21 protein-coding genes are annotated in these 17,314 nt (G+C 70.2%); 12 read left to right on the plus strand and 9 right to left on the minus strand.

Features of this window, described 5'->3' with window-relative positions:
* Positions 1–90: 90 nt before the first annotated feature.
* Together AOZ06_RS27175 and AOZ06_RS27180 are read left to right on the plus strand one after the other, a co-directional pair.
* Positions 91–1,275, plus strand: a complete 1,185-nt coding sequence (locus AOZ06_RS27175; protein ID WP_054291992.1) for an MFS transporter — start codon at positions 91–93, stop codon at positions 1,273–1,275.
* 10 nt (positions 1,276–1,285) lie between these two features.
* Entirely contained in the window at positions 1,286–2,398 is a 1,113-nt protein-coding gene (locus AOZ06_RS27180) for an epoxide hydrolase family protein (RefSeq protein WP_054296950.1), read from the plus strand.
* Here the strand turns inward: AOZ06_RS27180 and AOZ06_RS27185 are convergent.
* Entirely contained in the window at positions 2,395–3,270 is an 876-nt protein-coding gene (locus tag AOZ06_RS27185; RefSeq protein ID WP_054291993.1) for an SGNH/GDSL hydrolase family protein, read from the minus strand. The genes AOZ06_RS27180 and AOZ06_RS27185 overlap by 4 nt on opposite strands.
* Before the next feature lie 96 nt (positions 3,271–3,366).
* Positions 3,367–3,996 (minus strand): TetR/AcrR family transcriptional regulator C-terminal domain-containing protein, encoded by a 630-nt coding sequence (locus AOZ06_RS27190; protein ID WP_054291994.1) that lies wholly within the window; start codon positions 3,994–3,996, stop codon positions 3,367–3,369.
* Positions 3,997–4,065: 69 nt separating this feature from the next.
* Between AOZ06_RS27190 and AOZ06_RS27195 the strand changes: the two genes are divergently transcribed.
* Positions 4,066–4,485: a nitroreductase/quinone reductase family protein gene (locus AOZ06_RS27195; protein WP_054291995.1), complete on the plus strand. Its 420-nt coding sequence runs from the start codon at positions 4,066–4,068 to the stop codon at positions 4,483–4,485.
* A 17-nt stretch (positions 4,486–4,502) separates the two neighbouring features.
* Entirely contained in the window at positions 4,503–5,441 is a 939-nt protein-coding gene (locus AOZ06_RS27200; protein WP_054291996.1) for a zinc-binding dehydrogenase, read from the plus strand.
* Here the strand turns inward: AOZ06_RS27200 and AOZ06_RS27205 are convergent.
* The gene (locus AOZ06_RS27205; RefSeq protein ID WP_236951753.1) at positions 5,438–6,415 is read right to left on the minus strand and encodes a sigma-70 family RNA polymerase sigma factor; all 978 of its coding nucleotides are present in this window, start codon (positions 6,413–6,415) and stop codon (positions 5,438–5,440) included. The genes AOZ06_RS27200 and AOZ06_RS27205 overlap by 4 nt on opposite strands.
* Before the next feature lie 145 nt (positions 6,416–6,560).
* Between AOZ06_RS27205 and AOZ06_RS27210 the strand changes: the two genes are divergently transcribed.
* From AOZ06_RS27210 to AOZ06_RS27220, 3 genes are all read left to right on the plus strand, one after another.
* Positions 6,561–7,298, plus strand: coding sequence for a DUF899 domain-containing protein (locus AOZ06_RS27210; RefSeq protein ID WP_054291998.1), 738 nt, complete (start codon positions 6,561–6,563; stop codon positions 7,296–7,298).
* Positions 7,299–7,441: 143 nt separating this feature from the next.
* On the plus strand, positions 7,442–8,734 hold the full coding sequence (locus AOZ06_RS27215) for an RNA polymerase sigma factor (protein WP_054291999.1): 1,293 nt from the start codon (positions 7,442–7,444) through the stop codon (positions 8,732–8,734).
* Between the two features lie 8 nt (positions 8,735–8,742).
* Positions 8,743–9,345, plus strand: coding sequence for a GyrI-like domain-containing protein (locus AOZ06_RS27220; protein WP_236951754.1), 603 nt, complete (start codon positions 8,743–8,745; stop codon positions 9,343–9,345).
* Here AOZ06_RS27220 and AOZ06_RS27225 read toward each other — a convergent pair.
* From AOZ06_RS27225 to AOZ06_RS27235, 3 genes are all read right to left on the minus strand, one after another.
* Positions 9,335–9,847 carry a DUF3558 family protein gene (locus AOZ06_RS27225; RefSeq protein WP_054292000.1) on the minus strand — a complete coding sequence of 171 codons (513 nt, stop codon included), beginning with the start codon at positions 9,845–9,847 and terminating at the stop codon, positions 9,335–9,337. The two genes, AOZ06_RS27220 and AOZ06_RS27225, sit on opposite strands and share 11 nt — an antisense overlap.
* Positions 9,848–9,957: 110 nt before the next feature.
* The gene (locus AOZ06_RS27230) at positions 9,958–10,806 is read right to left on the minus strand and encodes a pentapeptide repeat-containing protein (protein WP_054292001.1); all 849 of its coding nucleotides are present in this window, start codon (positions 10,804–10,806) and stop codon (positions 9,958–9,960) included.
* A 41-nt stretch (positions 10,807–10,847) separates the two neighbouring features.
* Positions 10,848–11,141, minus strand: coding sequence for a VOC family protein (locus AOZ06_RS27235; protein WP_157233270.1), 294 nt, complete (start codon positions 11,139–11,141; stop codon positions 10,848–10,850).
* A gap of 19 nt (positions 11,142–11,160) precedes the next feature.
* On the opposite strand from AOZ06_RS27235, the gene AOZ06_RS27240 reads away from it, so the two are divergent.
* Positions 11,161–11,676 (plus strand): nucleoside/nucleotide kinase family protein, encoded by a 516-nt coding sequence (locus tag AOZ06_RS27240; RefSeq protein ID WP_218921782.1) that lies wholly within the window; start codon positions 11,161–11,163, stop codon positions 11,674–11,676.
* Positions 11,667–12,167 carry a hypothetical protein gene (locus tag AOZ06_RS27245; RefSeq protein WP_157233271.1) on the plus strand — a complete coding sequence of 167 codons (501 nt, stop codon included), beginning with the start codon at positions 11,667–11,669 and terminating at the stop codon, positions 12,165–12,167. Before AOZ06_RS27240 ends, AOZ06_RS27245 begins: the two co-directional genes overlap by 10 nt.
* Here AOZ06_RS27245 and AOZ06_RS27250 read toward each other — a convergent pair.
* On the minus strand, positions 12,164–12,724 hold the full coding sequence (locus AOZ06_RS27250; protein ID WP_054292005.1) for a helix-turn-helix domain-containing protein: 561 nt from the start codon (positions 12,722–12,724) through the stop codon (positions 12,164–12,166). The two genes, AOZ06_RS27245 and AOZ06_RS27250, sit on opposite strands and share 4 nt — an antisense overlap.
* A 40-nt stretch (positions 12,725–12,764) precedes the next feature.
* On the opposite strand from AOZ06_RS27250, the gene AOZ06_RS27255 reads away from it, so the two are divergent.
* Together AOZ06_RS27255 and AOZ06_RS27260 are read left to right on the plus strand one after the other, a co-directional pair.
* On the plus strand, positions 12,765–13,283 hold the full coding sequence (locus AOZ06_RS27255; protein ID WP_157233272.1) for a GNAT family N-acetyltransferase: 519 nt from the start codon (positions 12,765–12,767) through the stop codon (positions 13,281–13,283).
* Between the two features lie 47 nt (positions 13,284–13,330).
* Positions 13,331–14,341, plus strand: a complete 1,011-nt coding sequence (locus AOZ06_RS27260; protein ID WP_054292007.1) for a TetR/AcrR family transcriptional regulator — start codon at positions 13,331–13,333, stop codon at positions 14,339–14,341.
* 271 nt (positions 14,342–14,612) lie between these two features.
* Here the strand turns inward: AOZ06_RS27260 and AOZ06_RS27265 are convergent, their stop codons facing one another.
* Positions 14,613–15,389, minus strand: coding sequence for an alpha/beta hydrolase family protein (locus AOZ06_RS27265; RefSeq protein WP_054292008.1), 777 nt, complete (start codon positions 15,387–15,389; stop codon positions 14,613–14,615).
* 96 nt (positions 15,390–15,485) lie between these two features.
* Here AOZ06_RS27265 and AOZ06_RS27270 point away from each other — a divergent pair, with 96 nt between their 5' ends.
* On the plus strand, positions 15,486–16,673 hold the full coding sequence (locus AOZ06_RS27270) for an MFS transporter (RefSeq protein WP_063810121.1): 1,188 nt from the start codon (positions 15,486–15,488) through the stop codon (positions 16,671–16,673).
* Here AOZ06_RS27270 and AOZ06_RS27275 read toward each other — a convergent pair.
* Entirely contained in the window at positions 16,670–17,287 is a 618-nt protein-coding gene (locus AOZ06_RS27275) for a DsbA family oxidoreductase (protein ID WP_054292010.1), read from the minus strand. The two genes, AOZ06_RS27270 and AOZ06_RS27275, sit on opposite strands and share 4 nt — an antisense overlap.
* Positions 17,288–17,314: the final 27 nt, after the last annotated feature.

Consider the following 17,314-nt stretch of genomic DNA (forward strand, 5'->3'; position numbering starts at 1 on the left):
TTCCCTCGTAGATCATGGTTGTACGCAGGGCAATCCCTCCAACGGGTCGAATCTCGACACGACCACCCGGTCACCACGAGAGGAGAACCCATGCGCAAGTGGGGAGCGCTGATCGCGATCAGCCTGGGCTCACTGCTGTTCCTGATCGACACCACCGCCGTCACAGTCGCGCTGCCCGACATCGGCCGCGACCTGCACGCGTCACTGACACCCCTGCAATGGGTGCTCAACATCTACACCGCGGTCCTCGCCGCACTCATGCTCGCCGCCGGATCCGTCGCCGACCGCCACGGCCACCGCGCCGTCTACCTCGCGGGCCTCGGTGTCTTCGCCGTCGCGTCACTGGCCTGCGCCCTGGCACCGACCGTCACGGTGCTGATCACCGCACGCGGCGTGCAAGGCATCGGGGGAGCGGCCATGGCCGTCACCACCTTCGCCCTGATCGGCAGCAGCTACGACGGCCGTGACCGCGGCATCGCCATCGGCATCTGGGGCGCGGTCAACGGGCTCGCCGCCGCGGCCGGGCCGATGCTCGGCGGACTGCTCACCCAGTACCTCGGCTGGCAGGCGATCTTCCTGGCCAACCTGCCGCTGGCGGCGCTGGCGATCGCACTGACGCGCACGAGCGTCCCGGCCGTGCCCGGCACCCGCGGGAAACGCTTCGACCTCGCCGGGACGCTGGCGCTGTTCCGGCTCGCCACGTTCAACGCCCTGATCGTGTGCGGGACCATCACCGCCGGCGTGTTCGCCTGCCTGGTCTACACCTCGATCTGGCTGCAGGACACGCTCCGGCTCGGCCCGGTCGCCGCCGGGCTGGCCATGGTCCCGCTGGCGCTGAGCACGTTCGCCGCCTCCACCCTCGCCGGGCGGCGGTTGCAGTGCGTGCCACCCCGGATCATGATCACGCTCGGGCTGCTGCTCGGCGGCGCGGGCAGCGCGCTGCAAGCGGGACTGGACAACGACTCCACCGCGACCGCGATCCTGACCGGCCTGGTCGTGTCCGGACTCGGCGTCGGACTGCTGATGCCCGCCACGGGCGCGGTGCTGTTCGCCTCGGTGCCCGCCGAACGCGTCGGCGTCGCGGTCGGCGTGTCCACCACCGCACGTCAACTCGGGCAGACACTCGGCGTCGCCGCGCTCGGCCTGGTGTTCCAGGCCGGACACGGCAGCGTCGACGGCCTCAACCGCGTCTACCTCACCACCGCCGCACTCGGCGTGATCGCGGCCGTCGTGGCGTTCACGACCATCCACGACAAGGCCTCGGCCCAGGTCTAGCGTGACGACCATGAGCGACGCCGTAGTTCCCTTCCACAGCGAGGTCGCGCAGGCCGACCTCGACGACCTGCGCGACCGGCTGGCCCGCACCCGCTGGCCGGACGAACTGCCCGGCGTCGGCTGGGACCACGGCGTCCCGCTCGAACGGCTGCGTGCCCTGGCGGCCTACTGGCAGGACGGCTTCTCCTGGCGCGACCAGGAAGCGAAACTCAACGCCCACCCCCAGTTCACCACCGTCATCGACGACCAGAAGATCCACTTCCTGCACGTGCGATCACCCCACCCGGACGCGCTGCCGCTGCTGCTCACCCACGGCTGGCCCGGCTCCGTGCTGGAATTCCTCCACGTCATCGACCCGCTGACCGACCCCGGCGACCCGGCCGACGCCTTCCACGTCGTCATCCCCGCCATCCCCGGCTTCGGCTTCTCCGGCCCCACCGCCACCACCGGCTGGGACGCCCACCGCGTGGCCGGGCTGTGGACGAAACTCATGGCACGCCTGGGCTACGAGCGCTACGGCGTGCAAGGCGGCGACTGGGGCTCGCTGATCTCCCGCGTCATCGGCGGCGTGGATCCCGGGCGCGTGGCCGGCGTGCACCTGAACTTCCTGGTGACCCTCCTGCGCGGCGCCCCGGTGGACCTGTCCGACGAGGACGAGGCCCGGCTGGCCGCGGTCAGCACCTACCTCGCCAATCCCGCCGGATACCTGCGCCAGCAAACCACCCGGCCGCAGACCCTCGCCTACGCGCTGACCGACTCACCCGTCGGGCAACTCGCGTGGATCGCGGAGAAATTCCAGGAATGGACGGACCCGGGCGTCACCGTGGACGACGACTGGCTGCTGACGAACGTCTCGCTGTACTGGCTCACCCGGACAGCCGGGTCCGCCGCGCGGATCTACTACGAATCCGCCGCGCTGCGCGGCAAATCCCTGCACTGCCCCGTCCCGGCGGGAGTCGCGGTGTTCCCGCACGAACTGGTCCAGCCCGTGCGCGCGCTCGCCGAACGCGACCTCGACATCGTGCACTGGACCGAAATGGACCGCGGCGGGCACTTCGCCGCACTCGAAGTGCCCGACCTGTTCGTCCGCGACGTCCGGGAGTTCTTCGCGAAGGTCCGCTAGGTCAAGTGCCGGCGCACCACCGCGGCCACACCCGCCATGCCCTGCTTGAACGGGTGGTAGGCCGCCGCGACGAAGAAGTTGCCGGTGCGGCCGTTGATCCACGCCGCGCCACCGGACGCACACGCGTCATGCCCCTCCGAAGGGCCGAAGGTGTCGACATAGGTGGCGTTGCCGTCCGCGCCGGCGGCGTTCTCCAGCATCCGGTTCATGGCCTGTTGGACCTGCTGCAACCAGGCGTAGTCGCCGTCAGCGAACGGCAGGATGTCCGGACAGGTGCCACTCGAGGGCGTGATCCGCGGATAACCCACGACCAGCACGCGAGCATGGGGGGAGCGCTGGTGGATGGCGGCGAGAACCGCCTCCACACGCGGCCGCGTCTTCTCGAAAGCCGCCGCGATCGTGTCGACCCCGTCGGCCGTGACGTGCCTCTGGCACGGATTACCGGTCGGGTCGCTCGCCCGCAGATCCGGACAGGTCGAGATGACGGTGCCGAAGACGCTGAAGTCGTTGCCGCCGATGCCGATCGTCACCAGGTCCGTGCCGGCCCGCAGGGCGTCCAGCTGAGGCGGGTTGGTGCCGTTGAACGGCACCGGCTGCGGCAGGGTCATGTTCGTGGTGTCCGCGGCACCGCAGCTGACATCGGTGAACTCGCTTACCTGCAGCGCCGCCGCCAGCACCGACGGGTAGTTCGCGGTCGAGCGCCCGCAGCCGAGCGGATTCGTCCGCTGGATCGGGATGAACGGGCCGGACGTGTACGAGTCACCGAGGGCGACGTAGTGCTCGAATCTCGGAGCCGCCGAGGTGGCCGTGGCGGCGGTGGCCAGCAGAGTGGCCGCCGAGGCCACGACGGCGAGCAGCCGGGTCATGCGCATGGGAGCCCCTGTTCGTTGAGGACGCTGCCTCCACATTCACCGAGCACAGCCCCGCGTGGGCCGGACTTCACCCGACTGTGGTGCCACAACGGGTGACTACGACGGCGTCACGGCGTTGGTGGCCTGCATCCCGGCGAGGATGATCTGCATGCCGTACTCGAAACACTCGTCGGTGTTCGGGTCGAACAGGTTGTCGTCCACATAGGCCTGCGCGGTCAACGGGAACCGCGCGGTGTCCAGCGCGCCGTGCGGGGTGTCGGCCTTGTAGGCGTGGTTCTGCTCCTCGATGGTGAACCCGACCGCGTAGTGCACCAGCGCCGCCAGGCTGCGAGCGGCGGGCTGCACGTCGAACCCCGCGTCCTGCAACGTACGCAGCGCCAGCTCGGTCGCGCGGAACAACGCGGGCTCCGACACGCTGCTGCTGGCGAAAATCCGCCCACCGTCGCGGTAGCGCAGCATCGCGCGACGCAGCTGCCGCGCCCAGCCGGCCAGCCACTCCTGCCAGCTCACACCCGCGCGGGGCGCCTCCAGCCCGTCGGCCGCGTCGTTGAAGATCGCCGAGGCCATCACGTCCAGCAGCTGGTTCTTGCTCTTCACGTGCCAGTACAACGCGGCCGACCGCACCTCGAGCCTGCTCGCCAGCAGCCGCATCGACAACCCGTCCAGGCCGCTGTCGTCCAGCATCTCCAGCGCCGCACGCGCGATCACGTCCACGGTGAGCTTCACCCTTGACACCTTATCAACGACGAATACATCCTTAACGATGTACAAGAGCCATTAAGCACCGTTAAGGAGATGTCGGGGTTGAGCGACTTCAACGGTCAGGTGATCGAGGAGTTCCGGGCCAACAACGGCGCCGTCGGCGGGTTCTTCGCCCACGCGCACGTCGCCCTGCTGCACCACGTCGGCCGCAGAAGCGGCCAAGAACGGATCACGCCCCTGATCTACCTGCCCGACGAGGGCGCCTACGTCCTGATGGGCAGCGCGGGCGGCGCGCCGAAAACCCCCGAGTGGTTCCTCAACGTCGAGGCCGCCGACGTGGTCACCATCGAGGTCGGCGACCGCACGATCACCACCAGGCCCACCATCGTCCGCCACGGCCCGGAGTGGCTGCGCCTCTACACCCGGTTCACCCGGTACTGGCCCGACATCCACACCTACGAGGAGAAAACCGAGCGGAGGTTCCCCTTGGCCCGGCTCGAACCAGTCGGCTGAACGAAGGAGATGGGCACATGCGCGCGTGGCGTCTCACCGCTGCCGGCCAACCACTGCGACTCACCCGGCTTCCCGACCCGACGGCCGGACCCGGCGAAGTCGTGCTCCGCACGATGGCCGCCGGACTGTGCCAGACCGACGTCAGCTTCGCCCGCGGCACCCTCGCCGGTGCCGCGGTCCCGATCGTGCTCGGCCACGAGACCGCGGGCGTGATCACCCAGACCGGAGCGGGAGTCGAGGACTTCGCGGTCGGCGACCGCGTGGCCATCCGCACCGGAATGGACGCTCCCGGCGTCACCTCCGACGGCGGGTTCGCCGCGCTCGTCCGCGTCCCGGCACAGCGACTGGTCCCGATCCCCGACGGCGTGTCGTTCCCGCAGGCCGCGGTCGCCACCGACGCGGGCCTGTCGTCCTATCACGCCCTGCACGCCAAAGGCGGCCTGCGACCCGGCATGAAGGTCGGCATCATCAGCATCGGCGGCCTGGGCAGCTTCGGCGTGCAGATCGCCGCGGCAGCAGGCGCCGACGTCACCGCCGTGGTCCGCAAAGCCGCGCTCGCCCCCACCGCCCGCCGGCTCGGCGCCACCACCGTCGTGCGCAGCGCGGCGGAACTGGCCGGGCTCGAACTCGACCTGGTCGTGGACTTCGCCGGGTACAGCGAGACCATCACCGGCGCCGTCGACGGCATCCGCCACAGCGGCCGCGTGGTCGTCGTCGGCATCGAGGACCCCGTCGCGCACATCCCCATCGGACAGCTCGTGCTCAAGAACGCCGAGATCGTCGGCGCCAACGCCGGCACCAGCGACGAACTGCGCCACCTGCTGGCGATGATCGCCGACGGCACCGTCACCCCGCTGATCACCACCATCGGCTTCGACGACATCCCGGGCGCACTGGACCAGCTGGCACAGGGAGGCGTCGCGGGCAGACTCGTCGCCGACATGACCGGCGACTAAAGAAGAGCAGGCAACCCGAACACCGCGAACAACGACGTGTCGAAAAACGACACCGACTGCCGCACACCCCGCTCGTCGAGCTCCAGCAACTCCAGCTTCCAAGGCACGAACGACCCGCTCGCACCACCGATCACCGACCCGCGCATGTACGTGGCGAACCCCGGCTGGCCGTTGCCGCGGATCGGCACCAGCCGCAGATCGTCCCGATGCGCCGGGCACCACATCCGCACCAGCCGCGCGATCGCCTCCCCGCCCCGATACCAGTGCGCGAACGGCGGCATCTGCATGACCGCGTCGTCGGTGAACACCGCGACGATCGCCGGGATGTCCTTGGCCTCGAACGCCGCCATGAACCGCTCCAGCAACTCCCGCTGCCGCGCCCCGGTCGGCTCGACGACATCGTCCGGAGTGGGCGTCACCGACGCCAGCTGCGCGTGCGCCCGCTGCAACGCGCTGTTGACCGCCGCGGTCGTCGTGCCCAACATGTCGGCGACCTCGGCGGCCTGCCACCTCAACACGTCCCGCAACACCAGCACGGCCCGCTGCCGCGGCGGCAGGTACTGCAACGCGGCGATGAACGCCAGCCGTACGGTCTCCCGCGCGGTGACCACCGCCGCCGGATCCAGCATCGTGTCCGGGAACGGCTCCAGCCACGGCACCTCGGACCGCTCGACCAGCGGCGCCGCCGGATCCCCCGAGTCACCCGACAACCCCACCGGCAACGGCCGACGCTCGCGCCCCTGCAACGCACTCAGACACGCGTTGGTCGCGATCCGGTACAGCCACGTGCGGATCGACGAGCGGCCCTCGAACGCCCCGAACCCGCGCCACGCCTTGAGGTAGGTCTCCTGCACCAGATCCTCCGCCTCGTGCACCGACCCCAGCATCCGGTAACAGTGCGCGAGCAGCTCGGCACGATAGGGATCCGCCGACCGCTGGAACTCGTCGTCCGTGGACGACAACGACCTGGTCACACCCATTCCCCTCCACACACGACGGTCCGTCACCACTATGGACAGCCCAGTTTGCAGGAATTCATCGGGATCACGGCGATGAGTTCACATGATCTTGAGGATCTGCCTATGTAGAGCCCAACACTGACCCGAAGGAGAGAACCGGATGACAACCGCGTTGCCGCCAGTGGTGTCCCAGCAGGAATGGCTGGCCGCTCGCAAGGCACTCCTCGCCAAGGAGAAGGAGGCGACCAAGCTCCGCGACCAGATCAACGCCGAACGGCGCAGGCTGCCGATGGTGCGCGTCGAGAAGGACTACGTCTTCACCGGCCCCGACGGCGAACTCAGCCTCGCCGGGCTGTTCGAAGGACGCTCCCAGCTCTACATCCACCACTTCATGTGGCGCGACGACCTCGACACCGGCTGTCCCAGTTGCACCGCCTCGGCGGGCATGAACTTCACCCCGCAGGTACTGGCCCACCTGCACTCCCGTGACATCACCTTCGCCGCGGTCAGCCGCGCGCCCGCCGAGAAGATCCAGGCCTACAAGGCCAAGCACGACTGGACCTTCCCCTGGTACTCCTCGCACGGCAGCGACTTCAGCTACGACATGCACGCGTCGCTGGACGAGTCCCGCCGCCCGGTGGAATACAACTACCTGTCCAAGGAGGAACTCAAGCAGCGCGGCTTCCCCGAGGAGATGATGAAAGGCGACATGCCCGCCAACAGCGTCTTCCTGCGCGACGGCGACGAGGTCTTCCACACCTACACCGCCTACACCCGCGGTCTGGACCAGCTGTTCACGCCGTACAACTTCATCGACTTCACCCCGTACGGCAGGCAGGAGACCTGGGAGGACTCACCGGAAGGCTGGCCGAAGCTGACCGACCGGCTCGAACGGTAGGACCCCTGACCCGGTCCGGACGACCGAGCCGCTCGCGTCGCACGGCGTGTGACCAGCCTCCGCCAGGTCACACGCCGGCACAGGCACAGCGAGTGCGGCGGCCGGTTGCGGCACAGGCCCGGTACCTGCTGTGATGCCGTCTCGTGACGGTAACCGAGACACATCGGGCGATTGACGCGGTCTGGCGGATCGAGTCGGCCAGGGTGATCGCCGGGCTCGCGCGGATCGTGCGGGACGTCGGCCGCGCCGAGGAACTGGCACAGGACGCGCTGGTCGCGGCCCTGGAACAGTGGCCGGAACAGGGCGTGCCGAAAAACCCCGGCGCGTGGCTGATGGCCACGGCCAAACACCGCGCGATCGACCACGTCCGCCGCGAACAGGTACTGGCCCGCAAGGTCCAGCAACTCGGGCACGAGATCGAGACCGGCGGCGCGGCCCCCGAACCGGACATCGACGCCGCGCTCGACGACGACATCGGCGACGACGTGCTGCGACTGGTGTTCACCGCCTGCCACCCGGTGCTGTCCACCGAGGCACAGGTCGCGCTGACCCTGCGGATGCTCGGCGGACTGACCACCAAGGAGATCGCCCGCGCCTTCCTGGTCGGCGAGTCCACCATCCAGCAGCGCGTCGTCCGCGCCAAACGGACGCTGGCCGACGCCAAGATCCCGTTCGAGATCCCACCGGCGGCGCAGCGCGCCGAACGGCTCGCGGCCGTCCTGGAGGTCATCTACCTGATCTTCAACGAGGGCTACTCCGCCACCGCGGGCGACGACTGGCTGCGGCCCGCCCTGTGCGACGAAGCACTGCGGCTCGGCCGCGTACTGGCCGGGCTCGCCCCGCGGGACGCCGAGGTCCACGGCCTGGTCGCGCTGCTGGAGATCCAGGCGTCCCGTGCCAAGGCCCGCACCGGCGCCAACGGCGAACCGATCCTGCTGCTGGAACAGAACCGGTCGCAGTGGGACCAGATGCTGATCCGCCGGGGCCTGGCGGCACTGGGCAAAGCCGAAACGCTCGACCGCGAGACAGGGCAGAAAGCCGGGCCGTACACGCTGCAGGCCGCGATCGCCGCCTGCCACGCCCGCGCCCGCGTCGCGCAGGACACCGACTGGGCCCGCATCGCCGCGCTCTACGCCGACCTCGCCGACCTGACCGGTTCACCGATCGTGGAACTCAACCGGGCGGTGGCGCTGTCCATGGCGTTCGGCCCGGACGTCGGGCTGCGACTGATCGACATGATCGCCGACGAGCCCAGCCTGAAGGCCTACCACCTGCTGCCGGCCGTCCGCGGTGACCTGCTGGCCAAACTCGGCCGCTACCAGGAGGCACACGCCGAGTTCGAACGCGCCGCGGCGCTGACCGGCAACGCCCGCGAACAGGCGCTGCTGCGCGACCGCGCGGAGGCCTGCGCCCGCGGCGAAGCACCAGAACGCTGAGCGGACAGGTGCCGGCGCTGGTTCTCGCCGCGGTCGCGGCGCCACCGGCGATGAGTTCCGCCGTGCTCGTACGTCCAGAGGACGTGAGTGTGAAACCCGAGATCATCCAGCGCCCAGAACAGCCCTACGCGGCCGTGCGCGGCACCGTGACCATGCAGACCTTCAGCGAGATCGCCGACCGGCTGCCGGAGCTGATCGGCTCCCTGCTGGCGCGGGGCGTGCACCTGGCCGGAGCGCCGTTCTTCCGCTACACCCTGATCGACATGCAAGCTCACCTCGAGGTTGAGGCCGGCATCCCGACCCTCGGGGTCATCGAGGGTGAGGGGGACGTGTTCGGCGCCGTGCTGCCCGCGGGCCGCTACGTCAGCCTCACCCACGTCGGCCACCCCGACGAGCTGGTGGACGTCACCGGCCGGCTGCTCACCTGGGCCGACGGTGAAGGGCTGAGCTGGGACAAGACCGACACCGACCAGGGCGAACAGTGGGGCTGCCGGCTCGAAGTGCTCAAGACCGACCCCCGCGTCGAGCCCGACATGACCCAGTGGGAGACCGACCTGGTCTTCCGGCTGGCCGAACAGCCGGCCGGCCGGTCAACCTCTCCTACCACTTGAGGTTGGCCACGACCTTGCGTACGAGCGGCATCGACCGATCGCACTCGTAGGTCTTCTCGACCGGTTTGCCGGTGTCCGCGCTTTGGCTGCCGAACTGCAGCCAAGGCGTGCCACCGTTGACGTAGACCAGGCAGTACAGGCCGTCGTCGGCCAGCACCGAGCCCTTCTTGGCGCCGATGTCCACGGTCCTTCTGGCCGTGCTGCTCACGTCGGGGAAGGCCGGGGTGTTGAGGATGACGCTCACGTACGACGCCCCATCCGGCGCCTCCCAGCGGCAGCCGCGCCCGACGGTCGGCAGGTCGTCGGGCACGCCGCTGACCTTGGCGCCGACATGCGCGCTGACCTCGTCGTCGGTCAACAGGGTGCACGGGTCCGTGGCGACGTTGACCTGGTTGGTGGCGGGCGGGGGCGGCGCGTCGGGAGCGGCGGGCGGCTGGTCCGAGCCGGAACAACCGGCCAGCAGCGACAAGGCGGCGAGCGGCACCAAGATTCGTGTGATCACCAGGAGTCCTTGCGTGCAGGGGGTGCAGGGATGGTGTGTTGTCTAGACCACATCCTGCCCGCGAGGCGGGATCGTGGTCAACACGATCGCCGGCCGCCGGTCGCCCTGGCTCACGACCGGTTCCTGCGCCCTTTCCCGCTCGGGGCCCGGGTGCCGCCGACGGCCCGTTTCCAGTGCGCCGGGCGCGTGAGCGACGGCGGCAGCCGGGTCGATGTGTCCCCGCGGGCGGCGTTGACCTGCGCCTGGGTGAGGAAGATGCTGCCGGTCAGGTCCGCACCGGACAGGTCGGCGTCCCGCAGGTCAGCGCCGATCAGATCGGCCAGCCGCACGTCGGCGCCGCGCAGGTCCGCCCCGATCAGCAACGCCCCGCGCAGGCTCGCGCCCCGCAGGTCAGCGCCGCGCAGCTTCGCGCCGATCAAGGTGGCGCCGCGCCGGTCGCGCCCACCGGTCCCGGCACGGACCAGTTCGCTGGTGCGCAGCAGCACCGCGTTGACCTTCGCCCGGTGCGCCGCCACGTCCAGCTCCACGATCGACTCGGCGCTGCCGTGCGTGAGCTTCTCGGTTTCCTCCACCAGCGCGGCCAGCTGCGCACGCAACTCGCGCGCGGGCGGCAGGCTCATCGCCTCGGTGAGGTACCACAACAGCTCGTGCAGCTGGCGCATCACCGGGAACACCCGGAACATCCGGCCGGAGCTGCCCGGTCCGGCGCGCCAGTCCCGTCCGGCGAAGGTCACCTGCGAGACCTTCTGGCCCGCGCCGAAACAGTCGAACACCGTGCAGCCGGGAAACCCCCGCTCCCGCAGCGAGTCGTGGATCCCGCAGCGGTTGTCCGCGAGCAGGTTGCGGCACGGATCACCGGCGGCCTTGTCGACCGCGAAGTCCGCCGAGGCCGCGAAGGGCAGCGCCACGCAGCACAACCCGAAGCAACTGGAACAGTCGGCTCGCAGGTCCTCGGGCACAGCACTCCTTCACCAGGCACACATCGGGGATGCCCGAAAGGTTAGCTCCAGTCGCCCCACGGCTCGCTGGGCCGGTGGGTGCCGAACGTCCGCTCGACACCCTCCGGGTCGGCCACCCGGCACAGGTAGTTCCACGCCGAACGGCCGGCCGTCCAGATCGTCGTCGCGCCCTCGACGATCGCGAGGTACACGCCCTGGCCTGCGGTGTCGCCCTTGCGCGGGGCCCGCTCGTAGCCGTCGTGGTCGCTGACCACCACGATCACCGCGTCCCTGAGGCGTAGTTCGCGTGTGCGAGTTCCCGTCCTGAAGGAAAACCAGATGCCGAGGGGGAGCACGGCTGGGACAGTTCGGCCGGTGTATCAGGTACTGCTCATCGGCGGGCCCGCGGGCGTCGGCAAATCCACGGTCGGCTGGGAGGTCTCCGCGCGGCTGCAGGCCAGCGACGTGCCGTACTGCCTGGTCGAAGGCGACTTCATGGACCAGATCCACCCGGCCCCGCCCGGGGACCCGCACCGCGCCGCGATCACCGAACGCAACCTCGCGGCCATCTGGGCCAACTACGCCGAACTGGGCCAGCGGCGGCTGATCTACACCAACACCGTGAGCATTCTCGACGCGCCGCTCGTGCTGCGCGCGATGGGCCACCCGGCCACCGAAGCCACCTGTGTCCTGCTCACCGCCGGCCGCGACACCGTCCGCGAACGCCTCGCCCGGCGCGAGATCGGCACCCAGCTCGAACGCCACATCGAACGCAGCGCCTTCATGGCCCGTCACCTCGACGAGCACGCGCCCGAGAACACGATCAGGATCAACACTGACGGGCGGACTGTCACCGACATCGCCGAGGAAGTGTGCGCGGCATGGCCGTGACCCGGCAACTCGCCCGAATCCCCGAGCCGCAGCTGACCGGCTGCCGTGCCCCGGTCGAGGAACTGGACCGGCTGTGCTCCTTCCAGGCCGCGTCACAGCGGGACTACCTCGACCTGAACTGGTGGGGCATCGTGCTCGCCAGCCTCGGCAAGCACCACCCGTCGCTGGCCGTGCTCGACCAGGCCCTGCGCCGCGTCGAGGCGGTGAACCCCGCCTACCGCGACCACCACGACACGATCGCCGAGCACCCGGCCACAGCCTGGCGCCCCCGCGAGGTGTCCCGCTTCGCCGAGGGCCTGCGCGCGCTCACCCCGTCGGCCATCAGCGACGCGCTGCCGTCAGACCAGGACGCAGTCGAGGTGCCCGGCACGGACGCCACGGACGTCGACGGCGACCTCGCGCACCACCTGGTCGAACAGTTCGGCCTGATGCGTGACTTCTACGGCGAGGCCGCCGACCGGCACCTGGCCGTCGTGCTCTGGTGGGACTAGCCCGGCCGTTTGCTGATGATCACCAGGTAGCGGCAGGTCTCCGTGGCCGGGTTGATGAACGAACTCGGCTCCGGCGGCCCCATCTGCAGGCAGTCCCCGGGCCCCAGGTCGTGGTCGACGTCGCCCTCCCGGAACCGCAGCTGCCCGGACAACACCCAGATCTGCTGGTGCTTGTAGGTGTACAGCTCGGCCGGGTACGACACCACGGCGCCCGCGGGCAGTTCGACCTCCACCAGTTCCAGCGGGCCGCCCGCGTCCGGGGAGACCGCGCGGCGGCGGTACCCGGTCTCGGGGTCGGTCCACACGGGCTGGTCGGCGGCCCGGCGCAGCCGGGACGTGGTGGCCTCCGCGCGGGCGATCAACGACGACAACGTCATCCCCAGGGCCGCGGCCAGCTTGCCGAGCAGCACGGCGGTCGGCTGGGTCTCGCCGCGTTCGATCTTCGCGATCATCGCCCGTGACACCCCCGACCGGGTGGCCAGCGCGTTCGCCGACAGGTCCCGGGCTTCGCGGGCGGCGCGCAGCGTGTCGGCCAGCGACACCGCGAGATCATCCATGGGTGTCACTATAGCGTCAGAAATGGCTACTATAGGAGCCATGAAGGTGCGAGACGCGTCCGAACTCGACGCGGAGGCCTGTGCGGCGATCTACGCCCCATACGTCACCGACACAACCGTCACATTCGAGACCACACCGCCGACACCGCAGGACATGGCCGCCCGGATCGCGTCCGCGACCACCACCCACGCGTGGCTCGTACTCGAAGACGACGACGGCACAGTCATCGGCTACGCCTACGGCGGACCGTTCAAAGCACGTGAGGCGTACCGGTGGTCGTGCGAGGTCAGTGTGTACCTCGAACGCGGCCGACGACGCTCTGGTGGCGGCCGAGCGCTGTACACCGCGTTGCTGGAACGTCTCACGCAACGCGGCTACCGGACCGCCGCCGCAGGCATGACATTGCCCAACGACGCGAGCGTCGGCCTGCACCGCGCGATGGGCTTCGAACCCGTGGGCACCTACAAGCGCATCGGTTGGAAGCACGGCGCCTGGCACGACGTCGCCTGGACCCAGTGCGCGCTCGGCAGCGACGGCCCGCCCAGCGCGCTGAGCTGATCCGATCTGAGCTGATCCGGCCCGGTCCGACTCGATATCGTGATCGCATGAGATTGACGCGTGCGGAGGCGCAGGAACGAACTCGCGCCAAAGTCCTCGCCGCCGCGCGCGACGAGTTCGCCGACCGCGGATTCCGGGACGCCAAGATCGACCAGATCGCCGCCCGCGCCGACCTGACCCGTGGCGCGGTCTACTCCAACTTCCCCGGCAAACGCGCCCTCTACTTCGCCGTCCTCGCCGAAACCGCCGCCGCCCAGCACGGCCCGGAACACCCCGGCACCCCCGCGACACCGCGTGACGTGCTCGGCGCGCTGGCCCGCGCCTGGGTCACCCGGCTGCCGCTGGCCACCGACGAGCAGGCCCGGCTCGGTGTCGACCTGATGCCCGAGATCATCGCCGACGACCACGTCCGCAAGCCCTACGCCCAGCTGATGTGGCTCTGCGCCATCCAACTCGGCCTGACACTGGAGAACCTGCGCCCCGGCGCCCGCCAAGTCCGCCGCGCGCAGACCGCCCTCACCCTGCTGCACGGCGCCGCCCAGCTCGCCGCTGCCGCACCCGGTTTTGGCGAACCGTTCACCGTGGTCACCGCCTGCGAACACCTCGCCGACGCCGACTTCGACGACACCGGGCTCACGCCACACACCAACCCGGACATCCAGACCGCCGAACACCCGTGGACCCTCACCGGGGACGGCATCGTCGCGATCCTCGGGCTGCACCGGCTGTCGGGCGTGGAGGAGGCGCTGCGCGGCGGCACGGACGTCACGCTCGTCATCGTCACCGCCGACCCGGCCGAGCTGATCCCGCTGGCCCGTTTGATGGTCACCGACTTCACGGGTCTGCTGCGCAACGCCGCCCCCGCCTCGGCCCGACCACGGCTGCGGATCGTGCTCGACGACACCAGCACCTTCACCACCGGCGCGGGCATCGAGACCGTCACCGACATGACCGAGACCGCGCTCCGCGTCGAGTCCGGCCGGGTCGTGCTGCGCGCCGACGGTTTCGGCGCCTGCCACGCAGCCGCCACCGCGAGCACCCGGAGCGGACGCCGATGACGATTCGCCGGTCCGTACTACGGCCTCTGAGGACCGGCCGAGCTGCTGGGGGAAAACGACGGACGCGACGCCGCCGGGACCTTCCCGTTCGGCCGCGCCGACGCCCGACGGCTGCGGTCGCGAACCGTCCCCGCGTCGGATGCCGGTCGATTCCCACCCTCCGACGCGCCCATGAACGCTCCCGGTTGCGCGGTCAGTCCCGTTCAACCTCGGCACGACCCCACCTTCACAGACTGGTATGACGCGTGGGTCAGCACCGCGCTGGCCGAACTCAGCTCACCGTGACCCCGAGGTGCTCGGCCAGGAACGCCGCCCGGTCGGTGTACGCGGCCACGTCGTTGATCACGTGCCCCGAGTCGTACCACCGTTGCTGTTTGGGGTGCGGCGCCATCGCGTAGAACTCCTCGGACTCCGCCGCGGTCACGCCGATGTCGAACCGCGCGAACTGGTACAGCACCGGAACCCGCACGTCACCGATGAAATGCTCCGCGTCATACGGCGCCATGCCGGTCAGCGTCCGCTCGAACAACTCCGGCGGCAACGACGCGCGCATCCGCGTGATCTCCGGGTGGCCGGAGTCGCGCCAGTGATGCGTCAGGCCCGCCATCGGCACTTCGAGCACGAAACACGAGAACCGCCGGTCGATCCCGGCCACCACCGCCATCATCATCGCGCCACCGCTGTGCCCGACACCCGCGACCCGATCCGTGCGGCCCAGCAGCAGATCCGCGCCCCGGCGCAGGGCCAGCACGGACCGGCGGATCGCGGCCACCTGGTCGTCGACGTACTGGAACTGCAGGCACAACCCGATCCCGCCCGACCTGGCCAGCGTGATCGCCTCCGGCAGGAACCCCTCCGCGCCGCTGGTGGTGTGCATGTACACCACGCCCGCCGTGGGCACGCCCTCCGGCTCGACCAGATAACCCGTGACACGGCCACCTTCGGCGTTGTCGAACGAGCAGCGGGAAATCGTGGCGCCGGAACGGACAGCCACCCGTTCGCAGGTCTCGTTGAGCGCAGCGGCCGGGTCGTGACGCAAATCAGGCATGGACCTCAGTGTGCGTGCGCCTCACAGCGGTTCACACGATGTTTGCCCATCCGGGCGGGTGATCACGCACGTTAAGGTGGCGGCACAGGGGGATTCATGGCGACAGCATCGTTGGGCCCGGCATATCGGCGGTTGTGGTCAGCGACCGCGTTGGCCAACCTCGGCGACGGCATCCGGCAGGCCGCGTTGCCGCTGCTCGCGGTCAGCACCACCACGGATCCCACGCTGATCGCCGGTGTCGCCGTGGCCGGGCAACTGCCGTGGCTGCTGTTCGGACTGATGGCCGGCGCGGTCGTGGACCGGGTCGACCGGCGGCGCCTGGTGGCCGTGGTCGACGCCGGTCGTGTCGTGTTGCTGGCGGTTCTCGTCGCCGCGGTGGCAGCGGACGTGGTCGGGTTGCCGTTGATCTACCTGGTGGCGTTCGGGTGCGGGATCGGCGAAACACTCCGCGACACGGCCGCGTCCACCCTGCTGCCCGCACTGGTCGACCGCCGCGACCTCGACCGTGCGAACGGGAAACTGATCAACGCCGAGATCGCGGGCAACGAACTGGTCGGCCCGCCGCTGGGCAGCTACCTCGCCGGGATCGCGCTGGTCGTGCCGTTCGCGGTCAACGGCGGCACCCTGGCTGTCGCGATCGTGCTGATCCTCGCCCTGCCCAGCATGTTCGCGCCCCGCGCGGCGCCCGGCCGAGCCCGGATCCTCGCTGAGACAGGCGCCGGACTGCGCTGGCTGGCCCGACACCGCCGCCTGCGCACACTCGTCGGGCTCGCCAGCCTGTTCTCGTTCGTCGACAGCGCCTGGTTCGCCATCCTCGTGCTCTACGTGACGCAGGTCCTCACGCTTCCCGCCGCGGCCTACGGCCTGATGCTCGCGGTCGGCGCGGTCGGCGGGCTCGCCGGCGGCGCCTCAGCGGCACGCCTCGGCCGCCTGATGGGACCTGGGAAAACTCTCGCTGGATCGCTGCTGGTGGCCACCGCGGGACAGTTGCTGCTCGGGCTGACCAGTTCGCCCCCGGCTACCGTCGCCGGGCTGGCGCTGGGCAGCTTCGCGTTCGGCGTGTGGAACGTGATCAGCCTGACCGAGCGTCAGAAGAACACGCCCGAGGAGATGCTCGGCCGTGTCACCAGCACCGCGCGCACGATGACCATGGTCGCCGCCATGCTCGGCGCGCTCGCCGGCGGTGTCGTGGCCAGCCTCCTCGGCCTGCACGCCGCCATCCTGCTCGGCGTGCCGCTGCTGCTGGCCGCAGCGGTCGTCAGCGTGGTGACGTTCCGCGTCTAGGCGTCCCACGCTTGGCGCAACGCCTGGCCGAACACCTCCACCGATTGGCCGCCTGACACACCGACCTTGCGGTCCAGCACGAAGAACGGCACGGCCCGCGCGCCCAGCTGCGCCGCTTCCCGCTGCTCAGCACGCACGTCCTCGGCGTACAGGCTCGGGTCGTCGAGCACCCGCCGCACATCCGCCTCATCCAACCCGGCCGCCACGGCGACCTCCACCACGGTGCCGGCGCTGAAAATGGGGCGGGCCTGGGCGAAGTTCGCGTCGAACACCGCGTTCAGCACCTCGTTCTCCAGGCCCTTCGCCCTGGCCAGGTGCAGCACGCGGTGCAGGTCGAAGGTGTTGCCGACCTCGCGGTCGGTGCGATAGCCGAGCCCCTCGGCCTCGGCCAGCGCGGCGACCCGCTGCTCCATCTCGGCGGCCTGCGGGCCGTAGCGCGTGGCGAGCATCTGCTCGATCGGCTCGACGCCCTCCTTGCCGGGGTCCAGCTCGAACGACCGGAAGACCACCTCGACCTCGTCCCGGTGCTCGAAGCCGGCCAGCGCCGCCTCGAACCGGGCCTTGCCGATGTAGCACCACGGGCAGACGACGTCGCTCCAGATCTCCACACGCACGTTCGGTAGCTTACGAAATTCTGGGCG

This window comes from Kibdelosporangium phytohabitans (assembly GCF_001302585.1).
GTDB lineage: Bacteria > Actinomycetota > Actinomycetes > Mycobacteriales > Pseudonocardiaceae > Kibdelosporangium > Kibdelosporangium phytohabitans.